We start from the raw sequence: 25,170 nt of genomic DNA on the forward strand, positions 1-25,170 counted from the left end.
GTAGTAATCCTTGCCCGCTTCCATCAGCAGGTTCTGGATCGTGCCGGAGGCGACGCCGCTCTTCGGAGCATTCACCGTGATCGACTTCATCGACTTGAGCTTGCCGTTCGCATCCACGCTGTAGACCGTCAGCTTCACCTTCTGCGAAACTCCGCTCACCGTGAAGGTGTAGCTGCCCGCATTCGTGAACGTCAGCTTCTGGAAGTCGACCGAGTCGCCGTAGCCGACCCACTCGTCCGCCAGAACCAGCGTGGAGCTGAGAGTGCCGTCAGCGTTGCCCGTGATCGGCGTAACGCTCTGGCCCCTGACCTGATCATAGCTGTTGTTCGCGAGGTTGTTCTTCGCATGGTTGAACACATTGCCGTTGACCGTCAGATCGTAATCGGTGCCGACACCCTTCTTCCAGTCCGGCGCTTCCACCGCGACATAGTAATCCTTGCCCGCTTCCATCAGCAGGTTCTGGATCGTGCCGGAGGCGACGCCGCTCTTCGGAGCATTCACCGTGATCGACTTCATCGACTTGAGCCTGCCGTTCGCATCCACACTGTAGACCGTCAACTTCACCTTCTGCGAAACTCCGCTCACCGTGAAGGTATAGCTGCCCGCATTCGTGAACGTCAACTTCTGGAAGTCTACCGAGTCGCCATAGCCGACCCACTCGTCCGCCAACAGCGGAGTCGTGCTCAGCGTGCCGTCGGCGTTGCCGGTGATCGGCGTGACGCTCTGGCCCTTGACCTGATCATAGCTGTTGTTCGCGAGGTTGTTCTTCGCATGGTTGAACACATTGCCGCTCACATTCAACTCATAGTCCGTGCCGACGCCCTTCTTCCAATCCGGCGCTTCCACCGCGATATAATAAGTGGTGCCGGCCAGCATCAGAAGATCCTTGATCGTACCGGAAGCGACGCCGCTCTTCGGAGCATTCACCGTGATCGACTTCATCGACTTGAGCTTGCCATTCGCGTCCACGCTGTAGACCGTCAGCTTCGCTTTCTGCGAAAGCCCGCTCACCGTAAAGGTGTAGCTGCCCGCATCCGTGAACGTCAGTTTCTGCCAGTCCGCCGCATCACCGTAACCGACCCACTCGTCCGCAAGAACCGGCGTGGAGCCGAGAGTGCCGTCCGCATTGCCCGTGACGGTAAGCACAGGCAGCGCCCGCGCCTGATCGAAGCTGTTGTTCGCCAGACCGTTCTTGTCATGGTTGAACACCTTGCCGCCGACCGAAACCTCATAATCAATGCTTGCACCCTTCTTGGCGTCGGTGGATTCGACCGCGATATAATAATTGGTGTTCGCCTCAAGCAGCAGGTCTTTGATCGTGCCGGCGCCGGAATTGACGGTGATCGACTTCAGCGATTTCTGCTTGCCGTTCGCATCCACACTGTAGACCGTCAGCTTCACCTTGCCGGAAAGCCCGCTCGTCGTGAAAGTGTAGCTGCCGGCGTGCTGGAACACCAGTTTCTGATAGTCGACCGCGTCGCCGTAACCGACCCACTCCTGCTCCAGCACCTTGGTGGAGGTCAGCGTGCCGTCGACATTGCCGCCGAGCTTCACGCCCGCCAGCGCTTTGGCCTGATCGATCGTGTTGTTCGCAATGCCGTTCTTGGCATGATTGAACACGGTTCCATCCACCTTGACGCTGTAATCGGTGTTTTCCCCCTTGTTGCCGCCGGGCGCGCCGACCGCGACGTAGTAGGTTCCCGCTTCCATCAGGAAGTAGCCGGTGGAACCGGCGGTAGCGGTCCAGGTACCGGTCCTGGCGTCGTATTTCGGCTTCACGGTGATCGATTTGAGCTTCGACTTGCCGTCAGCCTTGTAGATGGTCAGCGTCACGCTGTTCGCCAGTCCGCCGTTCGCGCCGCCCGGATTGGAGATCGTGAAGCTGTAGTTGCCGGCCTGCGAAAGCACCAGTTTGCGGTAGTCGGCGGTGTCGCCGAAGCCGACCCAGTCGGTTTCGACCAGCGTTTCGCTGACCTTGTTTCCCTGCTCGCTGGAAACCGCATCGACCCGGCAGTGGTAAGCCGCATTGTTCTGCGCCAGCGTCCAGGTGTCGTCCGCGTTGTTCGCATTCAGCTCCTTGTAGTCGACCTCCAGTTCGTAATTCATGATCGCATTGGATTTCTTGGAGGTCACTTCGATATAGAAGGTCTGCCCCATTCCCGCCAGCAGGCTCATCGTGAAGCTCTTGGAACCGTTGGCCACCGAGTAGTTGCCGACCACTTTGCCGCTGGAATTCAGCACCTTGATCGTGATGCCGCTGCCATTGTTGTACAACGACTTCACATCGCTGACCGAAATCGTCAGTTCGAATGCGCGGTCGACCCGGAATTTCAGGTAATCGGCGGGATCGCTCATCCCGACGGTCCGATCGGATTCCTTGTTGCTCCAGCCGCTTTCGATCAATGTCGCGCTGCCCATCGTATTGCCGGAGTCGCCGCCGCTGGTCACAAGATATTCCTGCGCCTCGCTCCATTCGCTCTGGTTGCCGACATGGTCGACCGCCGAAACCCGGAACTCATAGCTGCCGTTCCCGAGGTTCAGCATCTGGCTGGTGCCTTCCACGACCATGCTCTGCCACGCATCGTCCCCCTGTCCCGCGATCCGGTACTGGAGAACATAATGTTTGACGCCGCCGTCCTTGTCCTTCTCATGGCCGAGATCCAGAGCCGGATTCCAACTGACGATCGGATTGTTCTGCGCGGGAATGACGTCGAGGCCGATCACACCTTCAAACTTATCCCAGTTCGGAGCCGCAGTATCCACCGTGAGCTTTTCCGTGGAACTTGAAGCGACTTTGCCGGTCCCGTCGACCGCCGTCACTTTCCAGGTGCATACGCCGTCAGCCCAGAGTTTCACCTCATAACCGAACATATCGGTATTGTCTCCGCTGCTGATCCGATATGTCCTGGTCTCTCCGTTCAGAGTCACCTGAAGCTCATAGTAGCTGAGTCCGAACTGATCGGACGAGCCACTCCAGTTGAACGAAACGTAGCGTCCCTCCCCCTGAGTCACGGACAGATTCGACGGAGCGGTCGGCGTATCGTAATCCACGATCGCCTCGCCGGTCTCCGGGTCCTTGAACTCAAACGAGGAGATGTTGCTCCAGAACGCTCCCGTATTGCCCGCGCCGTCCACCGCCCTGACGCGCCAGTAGACGGTCGACATCCCGGAAAGCCGCCCCACGGCATTGCCGACGCCGTCGCCCAGAACCAGGGTCTTGCCATCCGCCGTGACTTCAAATGTGCGGTTGCTGGTAAAGGACATATCATCCGAGAACTGCACGATATACTTAACGCCCGACGGATCGGTGAAAGTATCCTCCCAACTGACCGTAACCGTGGCTCCGGTGATCCGGTTGACCGGTTCCGTCGGAGTCGTGGCGCCGCCGTCACCGCCGCTGCTGCCGCCGCTGTTGCCGCCGCCGGTCACCTGGTCATCAAGCAATCCGGAAGAACCGCTGCCGATAGCACGTGTGGAAACGGTGCTCACTGTTTCCGTTTCCCCGCCCTCATCGGGAGTTTCGCTGCTGCCGCCCGAGCGGGTTACGGTAATCTGAGCCTTCCCCAGGCTGATGAACTTGCCTTCCGGCGGCGTCAGGTCCTCGGAGCCGAACTCCCCTTCGATGACCGGGTCGCTCTGATTGCCGACGTTGTCCACCGCCGTAATCCGGTACTCATACATGCCTCCGGCAATCACTTTGGAAAGGCTGTACGCAAAGCCGCCCGACGGATTTTTCCGGTCGGCAAGGACAGAGACGCGTTCCGCTGTACTCCACTCCGTCCCCTTGAGCTTATATTCGATCACATACTGTTTGACGCCGGACTGCGAATCCTGCGCCTCGCTCCAGTAAAACGAAACATTCAGCTTCACATTATAAGGATCGGAGCGGTCGAACGTGCAGTCGACCTTGGCTTTTTCCGCATTGTTTTCCAGATCCGGGAAATAGGGCTTTACATCATCCCCGACCCATACCCGAAAAGCATCACCGTTTGAAAAAGCACTCTTATTGCCATAAACATCGGTAGCCTGAACACGCCAGTAAACAAACCGCTGGTTGGTCAGCCCGGAAACCGTAACCTCCGTCCCCGTCACAGTCTTGGAAAAGAACGGCTTGCCGCTTGAGAAATAGGCATTCACCTGCGCATCCGTCAATTCCTCGTCCGACTCAAAATACTGAACAGTGTAATTCTTGATCGCGTAACTTTCGTTCTTGCCTTCCTTGGAATTGGTACTGACGGCACTTCCCCACACAAACTTCGCAATCGAAGATGTGATACCGGCGGCGGCATCATCCGGATTCACCACGTACGGAGAATTTCCGGTCAGCGTGACCTGCGCCTCGTTTTTCTCCATGACCGGCGCAAAACTGGTTGTCTGACTGGCGCTCCAGGCGGACACCTCGGTTCCTTTGCCGGTACTGCCCCGGACCTTCCAGACAATATTGTAATTCGAACTGTTGTCCAATCCCTGGATCACATACGAACTGCGGCTTCCGTCAACTTTGACTACAATACTTTTCCCGCCGTTGATGCTGTACTCTATTTCGAACTGTTCCGCCCGGGCGGCTCCATTCCAATAAAGGGTCACTGCCCGGTCCTGATAGTTGACTTCCGCCCGGGTTTGCCCGGTGAAAGCCGGTGCGGCTTTCATGTCATTGATGACGGCGACGACCTGCTGAGTGGATTGCTCATACACTAAAGTACCGCGCACCCCATTGGAAAAAGTACATTCGGCACGCCCGTCAACCATACTGACCCGGTACTCTTCCCCCTGATAGACAAACCGGACTTCACGGGACATCCAATATGCCCCAACCGGATACGCGCTGCCGTAATCGAACAGTACATACCGGCCCCCTTCAACCGCATTGTTCAGGTTGACGGTAATCGTACTGGCGCTGGTCAGGGACACATCATTGATGTTTGTGGTAACGATCGCCCCGGATTTAACCGTCTTGTCCAGCATGAACGTAATGTTCATCTTGCCCTGATCGGCGGCAAGTGTTCCATTCATCGTCGCACCACTGTTGATGACCATGGTGTTTTCGCCGCCGCCCAAATCGACCGCTCCGTTGATTACCGCGCCGTCGGCCAATTCCACTTTGTCCGGATTGTTCGGAGTACGGGTATAAAAAATACCGGTTTGCTCGTTATAGGTGGATTCCACCATGATCGCGATCGGAGCGTCGATCATCCCGGAGATCCGCAGGTTGATCGTACCGTAACTCAAAATGCCGCAGTAGGTAGATTTGATGCTGCCGTTGATGTCGAACGCATCACCGGCGGTATTTCCCGAAATTCCCACACCGTCCTGAGCGACATAGAGGCCGAATGCCGCCACGCTGAGCGAAGATCCCGACAACGTATCGCCGGCCACGCTGATGGACCCGGAAAATGCTTCGGCCTTCAGCGTATTGACACTGATGCCGAATGCGCTCTGGACATCCCAGGTGGAATTGGTTCCGGCATTCACCGTAATATTGGTGTCAATGGTACCGTTCACGGTAAAGGCACCTGCCTTGATACCGTAAGTCATGATCTTGGAGTTATGGACCTTAAACTGGCTGATGTGCCCGACGTTGCCGGAGCTGTCAACATTGATGGCGCCGCCGAAATTATTTGAGGCTTCAATCTTTCCGGAAGCATTGATGCCATACGCCTTGAATTCCACATCGGCATCGATCGAACCAGTCCAACTGCCGAGATTCAACTGATTGTTCTGGAAATAGATCTGGGTCGCGCCATAATAATCGGCGGCTTTCAGATCCGTAACCTCAAGACCGGAAGCGGTAAGCCGGTTACCGGAGAACGAAAACGTTCTTTTCTTGCCTCCTGTAAACGAAGCGTTCAGACTGTTGCCGGAAGTTTCCGCCACAATCAGTGCATCTTTTCCGAACCGGCCCAATTCCAATGTTCCCGCCTTGATGCCGACGGATTCCAGCACGTTGTTGTTCATCGCAATGGAAATATCGGCATCACCATTGGAAACATCTGCGGTAAGCCGGTTGTTGCTTACTTTCGCTCCGATATTGATATTACGACCGCCAATCGTTCCGACTCCTTCAAGCCCTCCGACCATATTGTCGATCTTCACCGTACCGCCGGCGGAAATACCGGAAGCTTTGATCGTATTATCGGACATGGAAGTGGAACCGCTCGCCCGTTCTCCCTTGTCATTCGGGTTAAGTTGGGCAACCGTGGCTTCGAATATGCTGTTGCTGCTGCTTGCGAAGATCGCGCCGGACCACTCGCCGATTCCTCCGGTGATCCCTTCCGTTGTTTCAATACCTGCCGCGCGGAATGAGTTGCCGGTCACCGAAGTACTCGCAAATCCCGCGATATGGGTTTTGGTCACGGCATTGACATGCGCGGTAAAGCCGTTGCCAATCACAAGCTGTTTGGCCTTCAGAGCACTGCTGTTACCCGATTCATTTACACTGGTATTTTTGGCCTCGTATTTATCATTGTTCTTCTGGAAAAGCCCCAACAGTTTGCTGTCACTGACCGCATTGATGGTTCCCAACACATCCCCCACCACAGTCATGGTTCCTGCGGCTTCAAACGCCGAAACATTGACATTATCCGTGATGGGCGGGTTGGTGTCCCAGTAAGAGCGTTCGGTATAGGCTTCATGCCTTGCCGTCACCAGCATATTGGAATCCTGATTTCCATACGCCCCGCTGCCTCCGGTCTGTGCGGCAAAGATCACTGTACCGTCCTGGCTGAAACGGACTGCGGTGACATCTTTGCGCATCTGGCGTCCCTGGTAGCTGATATTCGGGAGTCCATAGTTGCTGTAATCGCCGCCGATGGTGAGCCTTGCATTGTTTTTCGTCAAAGTCAGGCTGGCTTCGTATTTCACCGACATCGCAAAATACTCTTCCCCCTGAACAAGGCCGAAGTCGGTCACGCCAATTGCATTTCCCAGAATTGTAACATCATTGGGCGTTTGAACTTTCTGATCGATTGGAGTGTAAATATAATCAACGCTCATTACAGAATTCCCCTGCTTTTACTGCTGTTTCATAAAATAATTTTCGACCATCAACCGACTTGTTTATTTCCGGAAACCTCACTCCTTTTCCCCCATTACCCTCAAAAAGATCAGTTATTAAAACAGACTACATCAACAATAGAATAATATACCGCTTTGCAAAAGTCAATGCGTTTTAGAATTTTTTTCAGTTTTTTTCCATCACCGATTTCGTAAATAAAATTTATAAATACGCAAAAGTAATGAAACAAAATGGTTTTTACTGCAGAAAGACGTTCACACGGCGGCCTTTCTTAGCGGTTCCGATAAAAGTTTCAACCTCGTTTTATATTGTGAAAAATGATTTTCCGGTCATCCATCTCCGAATCAGAGACGGTAATGTGTTCCCCGGTCATTCGGTTTGAATTCGTTTGGTTTTCACCTTATATTATGAAAAATCATTCTTAACAGCAGGCAGGAGTCCGAATTTGAAGCTGTCACGCGCCCAGTTGAGCTGGATTCTGTACGATATGGCCAATGCGGCTTTCGCGCTGATCGTACGGACTGTCTTCGCTCCGATTTTCTTCAAGAACTACGCGGCGGAAAACCTCGCCCCGGCTGTCGCCACCAGTTACTGGGGATTCGTCAGCTCCGCCGCCGGAATCGCCGCCGGGATTCTCGCCCCCTGGCTCGGCACCATCGCCGACGCCAACTCCGGCCGCAAAAAATATCTCGGCATTTTCATGAGCGCCGGGATTCTCGCCACCGTCGCGCTCTGCTTCGCCCGGCGCGGCGACGCCAGTCTGGTGCTCTGGCTCTACTTCATCAGCCTGGTCGCCTATATGGGCGGCAACTCCTTTTACGATTCGCTGCTGGTGGACGTCAGTTCGCGCGGAGGCTTCCACCGCCTCTCCTCAATGGCGTATGCCTGGGGATACATCGGCGGAATGATTCCGTTCCTGCTCTGCCTCGGACTGCTGATGATCGTCGGGAGCGATTCCATTTTCGGCGTCAAATGTTCCTTTGTGATCGCGGCGGCGTGGTGGGGAACGCTGGCGTGGCCGCTCTTCCGCAATGTCCGGGAAAAGCCGCGCGCGTCGCAGCGGATCAATCCATTGGACGGCTTCCGCCGCCTGATCGCGACCGCGCGCGAAATCGGCAATTACCGCAACGTCGTGATCTTCCTCGCCGCCTATTTCCTCTACATCGACGGCGTCGGCACCATCTTCATGATGGCCGCTCCGCTCAGTCAGGACATCGGAATTCCGCCCGGCTGGCTGTTCGGCACGATCCTCGCGCTGCAGTTCCTGGGCTTCCCGTTCACGATCCTGTACGGGCGGCTGGCACGGCGGATTCCGGCCCGGAAGCTGGTCTATCTCGCGATCGGCATCTATGTGCTGATCACCCTGATCGTCGGAATCATCCCGTCGCTCGGCAGCGCCGACGCGAAGCTGGCCGCATTCCTGATCGCCGCATTCCTGATCGGCACCTCGCAGGGAGGGATCCAGTCGCTGAGCCGGTCGCTCTTCAGCGAACTGATCCCGCGTGAACGGGCATCGGAATTTTTCGGTTTCTACAACATCTTCGGCAAATTCACCACCGTGCTCGGTCCGATCCTGATCGGCGTGGCGGTCTGGCTCTTCGGCCGTTCGGAATACGGGATCACGCTGCTGGCGGTTCCGTTCCTCGCCGGAGCATGGCTGCTCAGCCGCGTCGCCGTCCCCTCCGAAAGGAGAAGCTGATGGTTCAATACCTGATCAGGCGGCTGCTGCTGGCGGCCTTCACGCTGCTGATGATCCTGCTGGTCAGCTATGTGCTGCTGCGGCTTGCGCCGGGAGATCCGACCCGGAGCAGTATGTTCGGCAGCGATTCGGCCGGAGCCGCTGTGGACAGTTCCAAAGGGACTCCCACCCCCAACCGCGCCATGCGCGAAAAGCTGAATCTGGACAAGCCCATCCTGACCGGCTTCGCCCTGTGGCTGCGCGATGTGACGCTGAAGGGAGACTTCGGCACCTCTGCCTCGGTCGATCCCGGGCGTCCCGTCACGACCGTCATCCTCGAACGGCTCCCGGTGACCGTCACGCTGAACTTCTGGGCCGTCGCGCTGACCTACCTGATCGCCATCCCGCTCGGCGTATTCACCGCGATACGCGCCGGAAGCTGGTTCGACCAGATCACCGCTTTCGGGCTGTTCGTGCTCTACTCGCTGCCGGTGATGTGGGTCGGCCTGATGCTGCAGGCGATGCTGTGCGAAGGCGGACACTGGGAGCTTTTCCCGCTGAAAGGGCTGGTGCCCGCCCATGCGGACGAGCTTTCCACCTGGCATCTGCAATGGGAAATCATCCGCCACTACACGCTGCCGGTCTTCTGTCTCGCCTACGGCGGACTCGCCGGATTGTCGCGCTACGCCCGGAACGGAATGCTCGAAGTGATCCATTCCGACTACATCCGCACCGCCCGCGCCAAAGGGCTTTCCGAACACACCGTGATCTGGACCCACGCCTTCCGGAACGCCCTGATCACCCTGATCACACTCTTCAGCGGCCTGCTCCCCTCGCTGGTCGCCGGAAGCATCCTTGTGGAATACATCTTCAACATTCCCGGAATGGGTTCGCTGTCGCTGCTCGCGCTGTCGAGCCGGGACTATCCGCTGCAGATGGCGCTTTTCGCCTTTGCCGGAGCACTGACGCTCGCCGGCGTCCTGATCGCCGACCTGCTCTACCTCGCCGCCGATCCCCGCATCAAGCTCACCAGATAGCCTTGCCTCCGGCTGCTCGGGGCGCTTCGCCCAGTTACCGAAGCCGACGTTCGGCACCGACCGGCAAGGTGCCGGTGCCGGGTACGGTTTCGAGCTTTTTGCTGCGCAAAAATCTCAAAACCGGGGTTATTAATAATGGGTTGTGCAAGGTCTATCGGCAGTACTCGCCTCCGGGTGCTACCCGGTCGGGTTGCAAGGGCGAAGCGCCTTGCCCGTCGGAGACACTCCGTGGGCGAAACGCCCAGCTCAGGTGCCTGATTGAAAATCAGGCCGTGAGCCCACGGCGGTCTGCTGCCCGTCAGGGCAAGCAGACCCGCCTGCCGCGAAGGCGGCATGGCTTTCCACACGCGAATCGCCTCTGAAGCCGACAAAAAATCCCCGGAACGGCACTCGCGCCATCCCGGGGAGGTCTGCTTATTCCCGAGTTACTCGAACAGCACAAACGGGAACCGGTCCGGATTCTTGTTCTCTCCGATTCCCGGAGCGATGTGCATCCAGCCGTCGCGTCCTTCGCCGTCATTGTCGTTCACCAGCAGATTGAACCGGATGCCCTGCTTCAGCAAGGCGGAATCAGCGCCGACCGCGCTCTCCGGGATCGTCAGGTCGTAACAGGTTTCCGTCCCCTTGCGGGTGGTGACCAGCTTCAGTTTTCCGGCGGCGGCAGCACCGTCGAAACCGTCCGGAGCCTGGAACGGCATGATCTCGGATTTGCCGGAATTGAGATGCGAGAGGCCGAACTCCCAGTAACCGCGCTGGCCGGGCAGCTGGAACGCAAACTGGATATTGTCGCCCTTCCAGACCTCAAACCCGCTGTAGGGCTGGTGATGCTTGTCGTCCGTGACCTTCACGAGCATGTGCATCGCACCGTCGGCTTCGCCGAGGTAGATTTTCGCGCTCAGATCGTCCGCGTTGCGCCAGACGCGGTGGGACATCGCCGGGTCAGCGGCGGTCAGCGAAACCACCTGCCCGCGCTTGTCCAACGTGAAATCCGGCTTACGGTCGAAATTCTTCCCGGCCGGAACCGCAACTGCGGTATTCACCGGAACCGTCATCGAACCGGCCCACGGCGTGCCGGCCAGCCGGTAGCCGACCGTCAGCTCCTTGCGGGAACCGTATTCGGGAGCCAGTGTGGAAGCGACCTCCGCGGCGAATTCCACCACCGCATTTTTCCCGGCGGCTACTTCGACTTCGCGCACTGTTTCCGCCGCCGTCAGCCCTTCCGGCAGGCCCGAAAGCTCCAGCCGGAATTTGCAGTCATGCTTCAGCGGGTTGAACACATTCAGCGAGAAGCGGAACGTCCGTCCCGGCACCGCCACACCACCGGCGGCGAGTTCGAGCAGCGTCCCGGCCGGTTCCGCACTCTGCGCTCCGGCGAGTTTCAGGGTATAGGGCAGCGCGGTCACCTCCAGCAGCGCCATGCCGTCAAGCAGCGCGACCGGGGTTTCATTGCCCATCAGGTCGATCGCGGCGGCGCTCTTCGCGTCGGTCTTCACCGCCAGCGTCATCGCGGAACCGAAACCGGATTCATCCCAGGCCGGAATCAGGATATCCCGGCCGTCCGCGAACACGAAGCCCCAGCGGTTGGTGCCCAGCTCCAGCTGCTTCACATAGTTCATCTCGCGGTACAGCCCGGCGAGCATGTTGTAGACCGAATAGACCGGCTTCGGCTGGAAGTCGTTGGTCAGCATGCCGTAGTTATGCTCGCCCTCCAGCGGGTCGAAACCGTCGTTGCGCAGGTCGTACCAGGTGTAGCCGATCGCGCCGCGACTCCACGCATACAGCAGCTTCTTGAACAGCGTCAGCGCCTGGTTGCGTTCCGAACCGTTCATCGAGTTGATCGCGGTTTCATTGGCGTACCACGACGCCGTGGTTCCGGTCTCTTTGCGCATCGGCACGAAGATGCCGTCGACCAGTTGCGCGAACTGGGCGAAAGAGCCGTGTTCGTGGTAGGCGTGCACGTCAAAGCTGCCCTTGGCCAGATTCAGATAGTCGCGGTGGAAGGTCGGGCTTTTCTTGCCGGGGTGGTCGGACAAAGTCGCGAAGCCGCCGGTCATCACGACCGATTCCGGCGCAACCTTTTTGACCTCCTCATAGGTGGCCTTCTGCAGCGCGACATATTCGTCGAGCGACATTTTGTTGAAGCCGGAGAGATCCGGTTCGTTCCAGACCTCCCAGTACCGGATCCGGCCCCGGTAACGCTCCGCCATCGTGCGGACATAGGTGCGCCATGCGTCAAGGTCAGGAGCGCAGCGGTTCCAGTCGAGCCAGTTTCTGGACTGCTGCGCCTCAAGCGGAGCGGCCCATTTCGCGGTAAAGGCGAACAACGCCTGATGCTCGATACCGAGCGCGCTGTAGAGGTTCACCAGGAAATCCATCCGTTCCCAGTTCCAGACGTCGCGCTCCGGCTGGAGGCTGCCCCATTCGACGCTGTCGCGGATCACCTTCGCTCCGCAGGTCGCGGCGGCTTCCGCCTCCAGCAATTGTTCCATGATGCTCCAGCGGCCCGAATGGGTGCAGATGCTGAACAGAAACCCCGGAGCCAGCCCCGGAGTCGGCCCGGCAGGACGCAGGTAAGCGAAGCTGCGCACCGTGCGGTTGGAAGCCTCCGCGTTCCGCACCGTCGCCTCCACATCCCAGTGGCCCAGCAGGTCAGGCCGGAATTTCGGGGAAAGGCTCCGGCTCTCGCCCGGCTTGAGCGCGGCGCGGAAGCTCTCCCGGGCTGTCTTGCCGCTGAAATGGCGGAACGTCACGTCGATCGCGAACTCCCCGGCTTCGCCGGCCGTATTGGTGAAATTCAGCATCAGCGCATTTTCCATGCCGGTTTTCAGCACGCCGATGCCGTTGCCGGTCTGCACTTCAAAATCGACCGCCTCCGCCAGCGGCTGCGCCACCGACATGCGGCTGCCGGTCAGCACGACCGAACCGGGCGCACTGCCGGAATTGACCAGCGCCAGCCGTTCGACCCGGATCGGCAGCCGGACGTTTTTCATAAGTTCGGCAAGGTTGAAATTCAACACGTTCTTTCCGTTCTTCAACGCCAGTTCCGGCGACCGCAGCTCTTTGCCGGCCGCGTCGCGGAACACCCAGTACGCCTTCACCTGCCCGGCATTGAGCTGCGCGTCGAGCTGAATCCGGGTCGGGCGGGAGTTGAAGAACACCAGTTCCCCTTTCCGCTCCGCGATCGCCGTCTCTCCCCTGATATCGCCGACCGACAGCCCGTTTTCACCGAGGCTGAGTGTCCCGGTCCCCCAGTTCTTGCGGAATGCGTTCGCCAGGTCGAACGAATACAGCGTGCGAGTCGCATTCTGCGCCGCCCCGCCGGAAACCTCCGCGGTCAGCGACAGCAAATAGAACTTCGCCGAAGTTCCCGCCGGAGCGTAATCGACGCCGAAACCGCGCACCTTCCCCGGCTGGTCGAACTGATGGTCGGCATTGCCGCCCCAGCTGTTCTTCCATTCGCCCGGCGTGACGGTCCAGCTCGCGTCGATCACTCCGCCCGCCGTGAAACTCAGCGCCTTGGAGTACTGGAAAATCTCATTGGAGGCGTCGCCCAGCCGCAGCCCGATGTTCCGGACCGGACACCCTGCCGGAGCGTAGAATTTCGCGTTCACCGTGACCTTGTTGAACTCCGGCAGCGCCAGCGGCCGATTGAACAATACTTCGATATATCTGGATTTCGACGGGTCCCAGCTTACTTCGATGCCCCGGCCATTCCCGTCCGGCACCGCCACATACGGCAACTCGACAGCATTCCGGTCGCCCGGCACGAATTTCTTCGCCCCGGCATTCACCGCCAGCCGGAGCGGGGCCGCACTGCCGCCGTCTTCCGTTTCGGCGTCCACCGACACCAGCGTCAATTCCGTCGGAGCGGCGTTCCGGTCGTAATCGATGCTGAACGCATTCAGCCGCACCGGCTGGTCGAGCACCTTGTCGGCGTTCATGCCCCAGCTTTCAAATTTTTCAGCCGGATTCACCTTCCAGAGGACTTCCAGAGTGCCGTCGGCGTTTTTGCTCACCGGCGCGGTGTACTGAAAGGTCTCCCCTTTGGCGTCCAGCAATCGCAGCCCCATCCGCCCCACCGGAGAACCGGCGGGGGCCCGGAATTTCATGCCGACCCGGGCATTGGCGAAACGCGGCAGCGTGACCGGCTTTTGAAAAGCCAGTTCAACATAGGGAGAGGCTTTTGGCTCCCACGCAAACGTCAGGGAGCCATTCTCCGTCGCAAACGGCTTCGGTTCGAGGCCCGGCGCATTGCGGACCACGCCCGCGTCGAACGCGACCGGCGCTCCGGCCAATGCCGCCGACGCGAACAGAACCGCGCCGACGCCCCCCATCTGGAGATGTTTTCCTGCTTTCATCGGAATCCTTTCTTTATTTCTCAAAGTCCATAAGGCGCACGCGCCAGATGCCAGTTCACTTCATCGCGCTTCACTGAATCGACGTGGCCATCGAACCACATCACCGGTTTCATGCCGCCATGCCGGAACGAAGTGCCGAACGCATCCATCGCCCCGGTGCCGCGGTTCGCGCTGTTGAAAATATCGCCTCCCTGAATCATCGGCGTATTGTTGTCACTTGAATTGTTTTCAAAACCAAGCTCGGAGACAAACAGCAATTCAGACGGCGTGGGACGGGACACTGCAGCGCTCGGACTCCGCCGGCACCTGGATTCTGGCATTGAATAGAGGCCATTGCAGTCCTTTATATTCTTTCCCAGCGGAGCCACCAGATTGGTCATGTCAAAACTGGTATAAGGTTTGCAGAACGTACTCATGGAATAGCAATAGAAGTTAAGTCCGGGAATCGTAGCCATTGAGGCACAGCGAAAGATGCCGGTGTTGCGCAGCTCCGACCATTCATCCCAATTCTTCGGCTTCTTGTTGATCGAAAGATAAGGCATCACCTTGTAGTGCCAGATATCCAGATTCAAATTCTCCTCATTGTACTGCGGCCAGGCGGCCGGGTAATATTTATAATCCCCGGCATACAGCGACAGGCCGGTGAAAATCTGCTTCAGGTTATTGGTGCATTTGGATTTCTTGGCGACCTCGCGCGCCTTGTTCAGCGCCGGCAGCAGCATCGCCGCCAGAATCGCGATAATCGCAATCACCACAAGAAGTTCAATAAGTGTGAACCTCAACCCATTCTGCCGCATAATGTGCAGTATGTTGCGTTTATTCTGCTTGTTTTTCATATTTCAGCCCTTTCTGTTCCATATTTTTAATGTTGGTTCCCTCAAGGCGGCAAACATATTGCACATTATACAAAATCATCTACATATATTATAATATTTAGCGGCATATATTCTTTTAATTTCATAACTTCCTCCTGTAAGTTGAAACATTACCGAAAACCATTGATTTCTAAACAACCTGCCGGACCGGAAGCTGCCGGACCGTTTTGCGGACGGCCATCACCGGCGGCACATTCACCTGCGTCCTGAATCCCTCGTGATGGCCGAGAATATGATACGCCATCGTCGCCACCTCCTGCGCGATCTGACTGCGCGGGGTGTCCACCGTGGTCAACCGTTCGATTCCCGGCACTTTGACATTGCCGCATCCGAGGATGCTCAATGTCTCCGGGACCTCAATCCCCAACGCCTCGAACTCCCGGAGCGCGACCAGCGCGCCGTAATCGGAGATCGCGAACATCGCGGTAAAATCGAACTCCCCGTCGGCGAACCGCCTCGCAAACTCCCGGATCTTCGCTTCCGGGCGGTCGCCGGAACGCATACCGCAATCCAGCAGCGTCACCTTGCAACCGCTGGCGGACGCCGCGAAATTAAAACTTCCCACCACGGTTTCCGAGGTCAGCACATGCGGTTCGCAATACAGAAATCCCAGACGGTCATGGCCGTTTTCGGTCAGGTGGCGTACCGCGAGCATCCCCACCGCATTATTGTCGCCGCACACATAACGGATGCCTTCCAGCGGCACCGCGTTGCTGCACAGAATCACCGGAGCCACCGACTGGGTCAGCATCATCACCTGTTCGGGCCGGAGCCGGTCGATCGAAGCGGCGTCCAGCACAATCAGGTCGGCGCTGTATTCGTTGAGATGGGCGAAAATGTCCACCCGGTAGTCGTACCGGCACACCTCCAGCTCCATCGGGAACTGCCGGACCGCCTCTATGAGCATATCCCGGTTGCGGTCCAAATAGGCGCTCTCCCAGTTCGGCTGGAGCATCAGCACGTGAAAGCAGGCCTGCCGCTCGCGCCGGACGAACGAGCCGCGGCCGACGAAAGACTCGACCAGCCCTTTCTCCTTCAGGCGCCTCACCGCCGCCGTGACCGTGACCAGGCTCAGGCCGTATTCCGCCATCAGCTGCCGGACGGTCGGAAACGCCTCCTGATCCCGCATGCGCATCACCCGCTGGTGCAGTTGCCGGTACAGCCAGTCGCTCTTATTTTCACTTTCCATCAAACCGCTCCGTTTGAATGTATTTGCGATAGATACATTCGTTTCAAATAAAAAACGCGAAATCCGCGCCGCATGATTGTATTTACCATGAATACATTTTAATTATACCAAAAAAGATTTAAAAAAGCAAGAGGGGGACAGGAAAAAAATCAAAAAAAATGCCCCAAAATGCTGTTTCTCCGGATTTCGGAGCAACGGGCGCTTCCGGCAAGAGATTCACCGCCGTTTTTTACGGAGCCGTGGAAAAGATCACCTGAACGCCCGGGAACTCCCGTTCGGCGCGCTCTCCCAGCTCCTCGCCCTCCAGAAATACACTGGTCGAAAGCCAGTCGGCCAGCATTGCGGAGGGTGCGATCACCGTCACCGAATAGTCCGCCTGCGTCGGCAACCCGGTTTTGGGATTCATGATATGCCCATACCGCTGCTTGCCGATCGTCACATAGCGCTCATAATCGCCGGAGGTCGAAACGGAGGCGTTTCGCAGTTCCAGCGGTTCGGGCAGAAGCTCATCCCGATTTTTCGGGTTGCGGATGCCGACCCGGTAGAACGGCTTGCCCGGCGGCGGCTCCGGCAGCAGCCGCAGGTTGCCGCCGAGGTCGATCACGCCGCGCCGGATGCCCGCCTGCAGCGCAGCTTCAGCGGCCTGGTCGACCGCGTATCCCTTGGCGATGCCGCCGAGGTCGAACGCCATGCCCGGCACCGTGAATTTCACTGTCTGCTTTTCATCGTCAAAGACCACTTTATCGAGCCCGACGCGTTTTTTCGCTTCGGCGATCTCCGCTTCGGAGGGCAGCGAGTCGCCGCGCCTGCGGTAGAAGCCCCACAGATCCATCAGCGGCTTGGCGGTGATGTCGAATGCGCCGCCGCTGAATTCATACGCCTGCCGCGCTTCGCTGAGCAGCACCCAAAGTTCGTCCGAACAACCGAACGGAGCCTCCGCCGCACTGCGGTTGAGCTTGGCAAGCTCACTCTCAGGATCGTACAAATTACAGGCCCGAACCACGCGGTCAAATTCGGCGCGGCCGTTTTTCGCGGCCAGCTCCGCTTTTTCCGGCGCTCCCCAGAAGGTGAAAGCCGCCCCCGTTCCCATCGTCGGGAACGAGTGCTCCAGCTTCTTCAGGCCGGCCCGCTGTACGGCAAAGGCCGACGCGAAACCGGCCGCAACCAACACCAGCAGGAGGGCTCCCGCCAGACCGAACCGGGTACGCGCCGTCATCATGCTACGCCTTCACCACCGACACGAAGCAGGCGGCGCCGTTCACATCCAGCTCCTGCTCATTGTCGCCGGTTCCGGCGGCCAGTTCGACCGCAAGGGTTTCGTCGGAGATATAGCTGTGGAAGTTCCGCACCGCGGCCTCCCATTCAGCCGGGACACGGTACTTCACCGCGATCCGGTCCGTGACCTCGAACATCAGCTCCTTGCGGATATTCTGGATCCTGCTGACCAGCTCGCGGGCGAATCCTTCCTGCTCCAGCTCCGGTGTCAGCTCGGTCGCCAGCGCGATGGTCACGCCGTTTTCGCTGGAGGCGACCAGACCGGCCTTCTCCTCGCGCTGGATGATCAGGTCGTCCGCGCCGATTTCAGCGGTCGAACCGTCGGGCAGCGTGACCGACGCGCTTTTTCCCGCCAGAATTTCACCGATTTCGCGGCCGGAAAACGCGGCGATCACCGCGGCGGCGGCCTTCATGTTCTTGCCGAGGCGGCTGCCGAGCGCCTTGAAATTCGCCTTGCAGCTGCGGTGGACCAACGCCTCCTCGTCATCGCTGAATTCGACGTTCTTCACGTTCAATTCCTCGGCGATGATCCATGCGGTGTCCTCCAGCATCCGGCGCGCTTCGGCGTTCGCGGCGACCAGCACGGCGCGGGCCAGCGGCTGACGCACTTTCAGGTTGTGGGCGGTACGCAGGAAACGGCCCTGCGAAACCGCGCTCATGGTCAGCGCCATCTGCCGTTCCAGATATTCATCGCGGCAGTCGGCCGGTTCAGGATAGTCGCACAGATGGACCGACTCCGGCATTTCCTCCGTGCGCAGCGCCCGGTAGATCGCCTCGGTCGTGAACGGGATGAACGGCGCGGCGGTCTTCGCGAAGGTCAGCAGCACATAGTGCAGCGTCGCGTAAGCTTCCTGCTTGTCGGCGTCGTCGCTGGACTTCCAGAAACGGCGGCGGCTGCGCCGGATGTACCAGTTGGTCAGGTCGTCGATGAAGCGGCTGAACCGGTTCGCGGCCTTCTGCAGGTTGTATGCATCGAGTTCGCCGCGGATTTCCTCGACCATCTGCGACGCGGAGGAGAGAATCCAGCGGTCCAGCACGTTCGACGCGTGCGCCGGCGGCTTCACTTCGCCCCTGCCCGGATTGTAGTGATCCACATTCGCGTAGGTGGTGAAGAACGCCAGCGCGTTCCACATCGGGATCATGATGCCGCGCAGCACCTCCTTGACGCCCGCCTCGGAGAACTTCAGGTCCTCGGCGCGCACCACCTGGCTGCCGAGCATGAAGAGCCGCACCGCGTCCGCGCCGTAGGTGTTGACCACCACCATCGGGTCGGGATAGTTGCGCAGCCGCTTGGACATCTTCTGGCCGTTTTCCGCCAGCACCAGCCCGTTGACCACCACGTTCTTGAACGGGGGCCGGTCGAACAGCGCGGTCGCCAGCACCACCAGCGTGTAGAACCAGCCGCGGGTCTGGTCGAGCCCCTCGGCGATGAAGTCCGCCGGGAAGTTCTCCTCGAAATGCCGTTTGTTTTCAAACGGATAGTGCTGCTGGGCATACGGCATCGAACCGGATTCAAACCAGCAGTCAAACACCTCAGGCACCCGTTTCAGCGGCGACTTGCCGGTCGGGGAGGGGATTTCGATCTTGTCCATGAAATGCTTGTGCAGGTCGTCGATCTTTCTGCCGGTCAGCTGCTCCAGCTCTCCGGCGCTGCCGACCACGATCACCTCGCCCTCGTCGTTACGCCAGATCGGCAGCGGCGTGCCCCAGTAGCGGTTGCGGCTGATCGCCCAGTCGCGGGCGTTTTCGAGCCACTTGCCGAACCGGCCGTCGCGCAGGTGCGCCGGAACCCAGTTGATCGACTGGTTGTTTTCGACCATCTTCTCCTTGATCGCCTCGACCTTCACGAACCAGGTGGAGATCGCGCGGTAGATCAGCGGGCCGTCGTCACGCCAGCAGTGCGGATAGCTGTGCTTGATCTGGCCGCGGTGAACCAGTTTGCCCTCATCCTTCAGCCGCTGCATGATATCCTTGTCCACCGACTTGACCGGGCGGCCCTGATAGTCGGGAACTTCGGCGGTGAAGCGGCATTCGCCGTCGATCGGACAGACCTCCGGAAGTCCTGCCGCCTTGCAGACCGCGTTGTCGTCCTCGCCGAAGCCCGGAGCGGTATGCACGATGCCGGTGCCGTCCTCGGTGCTGACGAAACCGGCGGAAAGCACCTGAAACGCCCCCTGCTCCGCCAGGTTTTCAAAGTACGGGAAGAGCGGCTCATAGCGGCGGCCGACCAGTTCGGCCCCCTTGCCCTGCCAGACCACCTCCGGCGCCTCCTTGTAATAGGCGCCGACGCGGGCGGCAGCCATGATGTAGAAGTCGCCGCCGTCCTTGATCTTCACATAGTCGATGTCGGGGCCGACGGTCAGCGCGAGGTTCGACGGCAGCGTCCACGGCGTGGTCGTCCACGCGAGGAAGTAGGTATTCTCCTCCCCCTTCACCTTGAAGCGGATCGTGATCGCCGGGTCCACCACATCCTTGTACCCCTGGTTGGCCTCGAAGTTGGAGAGCGGCGTCGCGCAGCGCGGGCAGTACGGCAGGATTTTATACCCCTCGTAAACCAGCCCCTGATCCCACAGGTTCTTGAACACCCACCAGATCGACTCCATGAAGCTGCGGTCCATCGTGCGGTAGCCGTTGCGGAAATCCACCCAGCGCCCCATCCGGTTCACGATCTTCTCCCACTCGGAGGTGTAGCGCAGCACGATCGAACGGCACGCCTCGTTGAACTTATCGATACCGTAGGCCTCGATATCGCGCTTGCTGGAGAGATTCAGCTGCTTTTCCATCTCGTTCTCGACCGGCAGCCCGTGGCAGTCCCAGCCGAAGCGGCGCTCGACGTACTTGCCGCGCATGGTCTGGTAGCGGGGCACCACGTCCTTGATGGTGCCGGCCAGCAAATGGCCGTAGTGGGGCAGGCCGGTCGCAAACGGGGGGCCGTCGTAGAACACGAATTCGTCGCCGCCCCTGCGCTGCTCCAGCGATTTTTCAAAGATGCCGGACTCCTGCCAGAATTTCAGGATTTCGGTTTCCAGCTCCGGAAAGGTAACCTGGTTGGAGATGTTTTGAAACGCCATATTCTTCTCCGTATCGTTATATTATTTGAAACAATGGTTCAGGTGCTGTTCGGGCAGCTTCGCGGTCAGGCGGCTGACGACCAGCAGCGCCGCCAGCGACAGCGGCAGCGAATAGACGAACGTGTCCACATAGGGCCACGGAAACGTGCCGATCAGCTCGGACTTTCCGAACAGCGCCCGGCAAAGCCCCAGCGCCGCCGACTCCTTGCGGTGCAGGAAAAAGAGCCCGAAAAGGCTCACGCCGACGCCGACCGAAATGCTCGCCCAGACTCCCGCCCGCGTCGTGCCGCGCCAGTAGAGTGCCGCCGCGTAGGAGGGCAGGAACGACGCCGCGCAGACGCCGAAAAAGATCGCGGTGCCGCGCGCGATGATGCCCGGCGGCAGCACGATCCCGAGAATCACGCTGACCGCGATGCCGAACACCACCCCGAGCCGGGTGATCAGCGTACTGTCCCCCTGCTTCTTCGTCAGGTTGCGGAACAGGTCGTGGCCGATCGCCGAACCGGTCACATGGAACAGCGAACTCAGCGTCGACATCGCCGCCGACAGCAGCGTCAGCGAGAACAAATACAGGATCACCGGCGGCAGCGCCTCGCGGATGAACATCGGGATGATCAAATCGGGGTTGCCGCCCGCCGCCTCGATCGAAAGTTTCCCCTGAATCCCGTCCGCAATGCCGTGGCCGGTGTAGTAAAAGAATACATTCGAGAGCGCCCCGACCATATAGGCCGAACCGACCGTGAACAGGATGAACACCGAGCCGATCAGCACCGCCCGGTTCAGTTCCCGGCTGCTTTTAACCGTCATGAAGCGCACCGCCAGCTGCGGCTGCGCCAGCGCGCCGATGCCGACGCCGAGCATCAGGCTCGACACCAGCGTCCACCACCAGACCGAGTTGAAGCGCGGCATGCAGGTCCATCCCTGATGGCCGAGCGCCGCCTCCTGCGGCAGCCGCTCCGCCACCAGCGGGGCCATGTCGGTCAGCGCCTGATGGGCGGTGGTGATCCCGCCGAGCTTCCAGTAACACATCACCAGCAGCGAAAGCATTCCGACGATCATCACGGTCCCCATCAGCGCGTCGACATACATCACACCTTTAAGCCCGCCGAAAACCACGTAGAACGCGACCACCACCGCGAACACCCCGAGCGCCCAGCCGTAATCGACCATCATCACCTCCTGCAGGAAACGGGCGCCGCCGATCAGCACCACGCTCGAATAGAGCGGCATGAACAGGAAAATGATCAGTGCGAGAAATATTTTCAGCCCGCGGGACTGAAACCGGTTTCCCATGAACTCCGGGAAGGTGTGGGCGTCCAGCGCCAGCCCCATGCGGCGGGTGCGGCGCCCGAAAAAGATGAAAGCGCCTACGATGCCGATCGCGATGTTCATGAAAACCAGCCACATCAGCCCCATGCCGAACTGCCCGGCGATCCCGCCGAAGCCGACCAGCGCCGAGGTGCTGATGAACGCCGCGCCGTAGCTCATCGCCATCACGAAGGGGTTGACCGAACGCCCGGCCAGCAGATAATCCTGACTGCCTCTGGTCTTGCGGAACCCCCGGTAGCCGAGATAGCCGATGCCCAGCATGTAAATTGCGATCAGCGCCCCCAGCACGAGTGTATTCATGCCGCTGTCCGGATTCGCATGAACCGCGGCGGCTGCGGGAGAGAGCATCGATAACAGTTCCATTATCGTTCCTTGCAATTACCGATTGTGTTTCTTCTTTTTCCGGCGTCTCCGGGCGGCGGCGCGCCTGCGCTTCCGGCGCCGCACTTCCCCGTCGGAATCTCCGGAATTCCAGTTGACCGCGCCGTAGATCACGCCGATCACGGTAATGCCGATACAGGCGATCAGCGCCGCGGCGGTCTGTCCGTCACCGAGTCCAAGCATAGTTCAGTCCCTTTCCTCCCGGAAAAAACGAAAAGCGGACGAGAAAGACCTCGTCCGCCAATCCAACTTCCGAATCTCCGGCGCAGCTTACGCCTTGGTGAAGTTGCCGGTACGAATGCAGCGAACGCACATCTTGACCGTCTTGACCGTGCCGCCTTCGTTAATTCGAACATTCTGGAGGTTCGCTTCGAACGTACGCTTCACGTTCTTCACCACGTGCATACCGATGCCGCCGGCCTTCTTGGCCAAACCCTTGCGGGTGATGCAGCCGCCGTGGGCCTTGCCCTTGCCGCACATTTCACAAAACTTGCTCATTTTGTCCCTCGTTTCTCCCGATGCAGCGCCGCTGAACCGGAGACTTTATGTTAAACTCAACCAAATATGTCTGAAAAAATGGTGAGATGACCGGGACTCGAACCCGGGACCACCGCCTTAAAAGGGCGATGCTCTACCGACTGAGCTATCATCCCACCTGATAAAACCTGATGACAACGAGTTATTAAAATAATGCCGATTCCGCATTTTTCAAATCAAAAAGCAGCCATTTTTACAAAAAAAACGGGTTTTAAACCAAAACGAAAAAAATTTCACCCTCGCCCCCTTGACTTTAATCAAGTTAGATATATAGTGAATATCAGAAAGCAGGTCAATCTCGGAACAATTTAAGCATCGGGCTCTCTTTTGAGCTTATTGTACATTTGTCTACGCGAGAATATAAAGCCTGCTTTCTTTTTTGTATCCGCCTCCGACGGCCCTCCGGCCGGTACGGCCCCCTTGAGTTATGAAGAGGAGAGAGGTCTTATGTCTGAATCACTGTTTGCGCCGGTCACGATCAACCGGCTCGTGCTGCCGAACCGCTTCGTCCGCTCCGCCACCCATGAAGGGCTGTGCGGCGAGGACGGCCTGTACACTCCCGTGCTGACCGAAAAGCTCACGGAACTCGCCCGGGGCGGCATCGGGCTGATCATCTCCGGCCACGCCTTCGTCTCCCCCGGAGGCCGGGCCGGACGCAACCAGGCCGCCGCCGGAAGGGACGAATGCGTCGTCCCGTGGGAACACGCGCTCGAACAGATTCACGCCGCAGGCGGCAGAATCGCGCTGCAGCTCGCCCACGCCGGCGGGCTCGCCGCCGACGCCGAAACCGCCGCAGGGCCGTCGCCGTTTGCAGCCGGAACCCAACGCCCGCCATGCCGCGAGCTGACATTATCCAGCATCGCGGAACTGGTCGATCTTTTCACCTCCGCCGCCGTCCGCGCCCATGAAGCCGGATTCGACGCCGTCGAGGTCCACGCCGCTCACGGCTATTTGCTCAGTCAGTTCCTCTCCCCGGTCTATAACAAACGTACCGACCGGTACGGCGGCGAGCTCGCCAACCGTGCCCGGCTGCTCTATGAAATCGTCTCCTCCATCCGCAACGCCGTCGGCGGCGACTTTCCAATCCTGGTCAAGATCAATTCCGACGACTTCGCCGACGGCGGCTTCACCGCCGCCGAATGCGGCAGCGTGTGCGAAGAACTTCAGGAACGCGGCGTGGACGCGATCGAACTCTCCGGCGGCATCCCCGCCTCCCGTCCCGGCTTCGGCAGCCTCCGAAACGCCGGAGAACCTCCCTATTATCGCGAAATCGCCCGCAAAATCCGCAACCGGATCGACATTCCGGTCATTCTCGTCGGCGGCTTCACCCGGTTTGAAACCTGCAACGCGGCGCTCCACGACGGCTGCGCCGACCTGATCGCCCTGTCACGCCCCCTGATCCGCGAACCCGAACTGATCGAACGCTGGCGCTCCGGCGACCTCCGCCCGGCGGCCTGCGTCCGGTGCAACGGCTGCTTCCGCCCGATTCTCGTCGGACGCGGCTTCCGCTGCCCCGTCGCCACCCGGTAACGGGAGATGCCTCCTGCGGTCCGGTGCGTTGCCCCGGAACCCCACCGGCGGCAAGGTGCCGCGGCCGGGTGCGCACGCCAATGCCCCAACGGGGGGCGTGCGGTGGCTGGTACAGGCGAGCTTTGGTTGGTCTCCATTACCATTTATGCGGCGCACAACAAGCGCGGTCAGCGCCACGGCGGCAAGGTGCCGCGGCCGGGTGCGCACGCCAATGCCCCAACGGGGGGCGTGCGGGCCGCCGGTACAGGCAAAGTATTGGTTGGTTCTCCATGGCCATTTATACGGCGCACAACAAGCGCGGTCAGCGCCGCGGCGGCAAGGTGCCGCGGCCGGGTGCGCACGCCAATACCCCAACGGGGGGCGTGCGGGCTGCCGGTACAGGCAGGCCTTGGTCGGTCGGCAAAGCCATTTACGAGGCGCACAAATAAGGCCACATCGCCGTTTACGCGGCGCACAACAAGCGCGGTTAGCGCCGCGAACGAATGTGAGGGAATTACTTGCCTTTGGCAAGTAACGAGGAACGGTAGTGACGAAGCCGAACGTAGAGAGCGAAGCCCCTCCGGCGTAGTGAGCGCAGCGAACGTTGAGGAGTTGGCCGCCGCAGGCGGACAAGTAAGCGGCGAAGCCGCGCCCGCGAGCGGAAGTGCATCACAAGTCCACGTGAGTCTAAGTCCGGACGGGGAGGTCCGGAGGGCGCAACCGGGCCCTCCGGAGCCATCCGCAGGCCGGAGGTGCGGTGCTTACTACCCTCCGGGCAGCCCCGCCTGTTCTTGCGCTCAAAAGTTGTTACCCTCCGGGCACCTTGCCTGTTCTTGATGCAATGCAAAGCCGAGTATAAAACTCACGTGCGACTTGAAAACGGAGATGAATCTCCGTACTCCAAAGACGCTTCGCG

Annotated in this window: 12 protein-coding genes and 1 tRNA gene; 3 read left to right on the top strand and 10 right to left on the bottom strand. The window is 59.4% G+C overall.

Annotated elements, in window-relative coordinates; all coding sequences use genetic code 11:
- A partial coding sequence (locus C8D82_RS12920; protein ID WP_165833064.1) for a fibronectin type III domain-containing protein occupies nt 1-6,867 on the bottom strand: 6,867 nt, incomplete at its 3' end.
- Between the two features lie 593 nt (nt 6,868-7,460).
- Between C8D82_RS12920 and C8D82_RS12925 the strand changes: the two genes are divergently transcribed.
- On the top strand, nt 7,461-8,714 hold the full coding sequence (locus tag C8D82_RS12925) for an MFS transporter (RefSeq protein WP_116884708.1): 1,254 nt from the start codon (nt 7,461-7,463) through the stop codon (nt 8,712-8,714).
- Nucleotides 8,714-9,730, top strand: a complete 1,017-nt coding sequence (locus tag C8D82_RS12930) for an ABC transporter permease (RefSeq protein WP_165833065.1) — start codon at nt 8,714-8,716, stop codon at nt 9,728-9,730. Before C8D82_RS12925 ends, C8D82_RS12930 begins: the two co-directional genes overlap by 1 nt.
- Nucleotides 9,731-10,155: 425 nt before the next feature.
- On the opposite strand, the gene C8D82_RS12935 is transcribed toward C8D82_RS12930, so the two are convergent.
- From C8D82_RS12935 to C8D82_RS12975, 9 genes are all read right to left on the bottom strand, one after another.
- Nucleotides 10,156-14,088 (bottom strand): hypothetical protein, encoded by a 3,933-nt coding sequence (locus C8D82_RS12935; RefSeq protein ID WP_133245195.1) that lies wholly within the window; start codon nt 14,086-14,088, stop codon nt 10,156-10,158.
- Nucleotides 14,089-14,108: 20 nt separating this feature from the next.
- Nucleotides 14,109-14,843, bottom strand: a complete 735-nt coding sequence (locus C8D82_RS12940; protein ID WP_207776129.1) for a DUF1559 family PulG-like putative transporter — start codon at nt 14,841-14,843, stop codon at nt 14,109-14,111.
- A 250-nt stretch (nt 14,844-15,093) separates the two neighbouring features.
- Entirely contained in the window at nt 15,094-16,152 is a 1,059-nt protein-coding gene (locus C8D82_RS12945; RefSeq protein WP_116884711.1) for a substrate-binding domain-containing protein, read from the bottom strand.
- A 229-nt stretch (nt 16,153-16,381) separates the two neighbouring features.
- Complete coding sequence (locus tag C8D82_RS12950; protein WP_116884712.1) at nt 16,382-17,371, bottom strand: FAD:protein FMN transferase; 990 nt, start codon at nt 17,369-17,371, stop codon at nt 16,382-16,384.
- A gap of 1 nt (nt 17,372) precedes the next feature.
- Nucleotides 17,373-20,498: an isoleucine--tRNA ligase gene (ileS, locus tag C8D82_RS12955; RefSeq protein WP_116884713.1), complete on the bottom strand. Its 3,126-nt coding sequence runs from the start codon at nt 20,496-20,498 to the stop codon at nt 17,373-17,375.
- 21 nt (nt 20,499-20,519) lie between these two features.
- Nucleotides 20,520-22,127 (bottom strand): sodium:solute symporter family protein, encoded by a 1,608-nt coding sequence (locus tag C8D82_RS12960; RefSeq protein ID WP_116884748.1) that lies wholly within the window; start codon nt 22,125-22,127, stop codon nt 20,520-20,522.
- Nucleotides 22,128-22,205: 78 nt separating this feature from the next.
- Nucleotides 22,206-22,391, bottom strand: a complete 186-nt coding sequence (locus C8D82_RS12965; RefSeq protein WP_116884714.1) for a symporter small accessory protein — start codon at nt 22,389-22,391, stop codon at nt 22,206-22,208.
- An 87-nt stretch (nt 22,392-22,478) separates the two neighbouring features.
- On the bottom strand, nt 22,479-22,706 hold the full coding sequence (locus C8D82_RS12970) for a large ribosomal subunit protein bL28 (RefSeq protein ID WP_116884715.1): 228 nt from the start codon (nt 22,704-22,706) through the stop codon (nt 22,479-22,481).
- 79 nt (nt 22,707-22,785) lie between these two features.
- Nucleotides 22,786-22,861: transfer RNA gene (locus C8D82_RS12975), tRNA-Lys, on the bottom strand.
- Nucleotides 22,862-23,192: 331 nt separating this feature from the next.
- On the opposite strand from C8D82_RS12975, the gene C8D82_RS12980 reads away from it, so the two are divergent.
- Nucleotides 23,193-24,275, top strand: a complete 1,083-nt coding sequence (locus C8D82_RS12980) for an NADH:flavin oxidoreductase (RefSeq protein WP_116884716.1) — start codon at nt 23,193-23,195, stop codon at nt 24,273-24,275.
- Nucleotides 24,276-25,170 lie beyond the last annotated feature (895 nt).

The sequence above is a fragment of the Victivallis vadensis genome, assembly GCF_003096415.1.
Classification (GTDB): Bacteria; Verrucomicrobiota; Lentisphaeria; order Victivallales; family Victivallaceae; genus Victivallis; species Victivallis vadensis.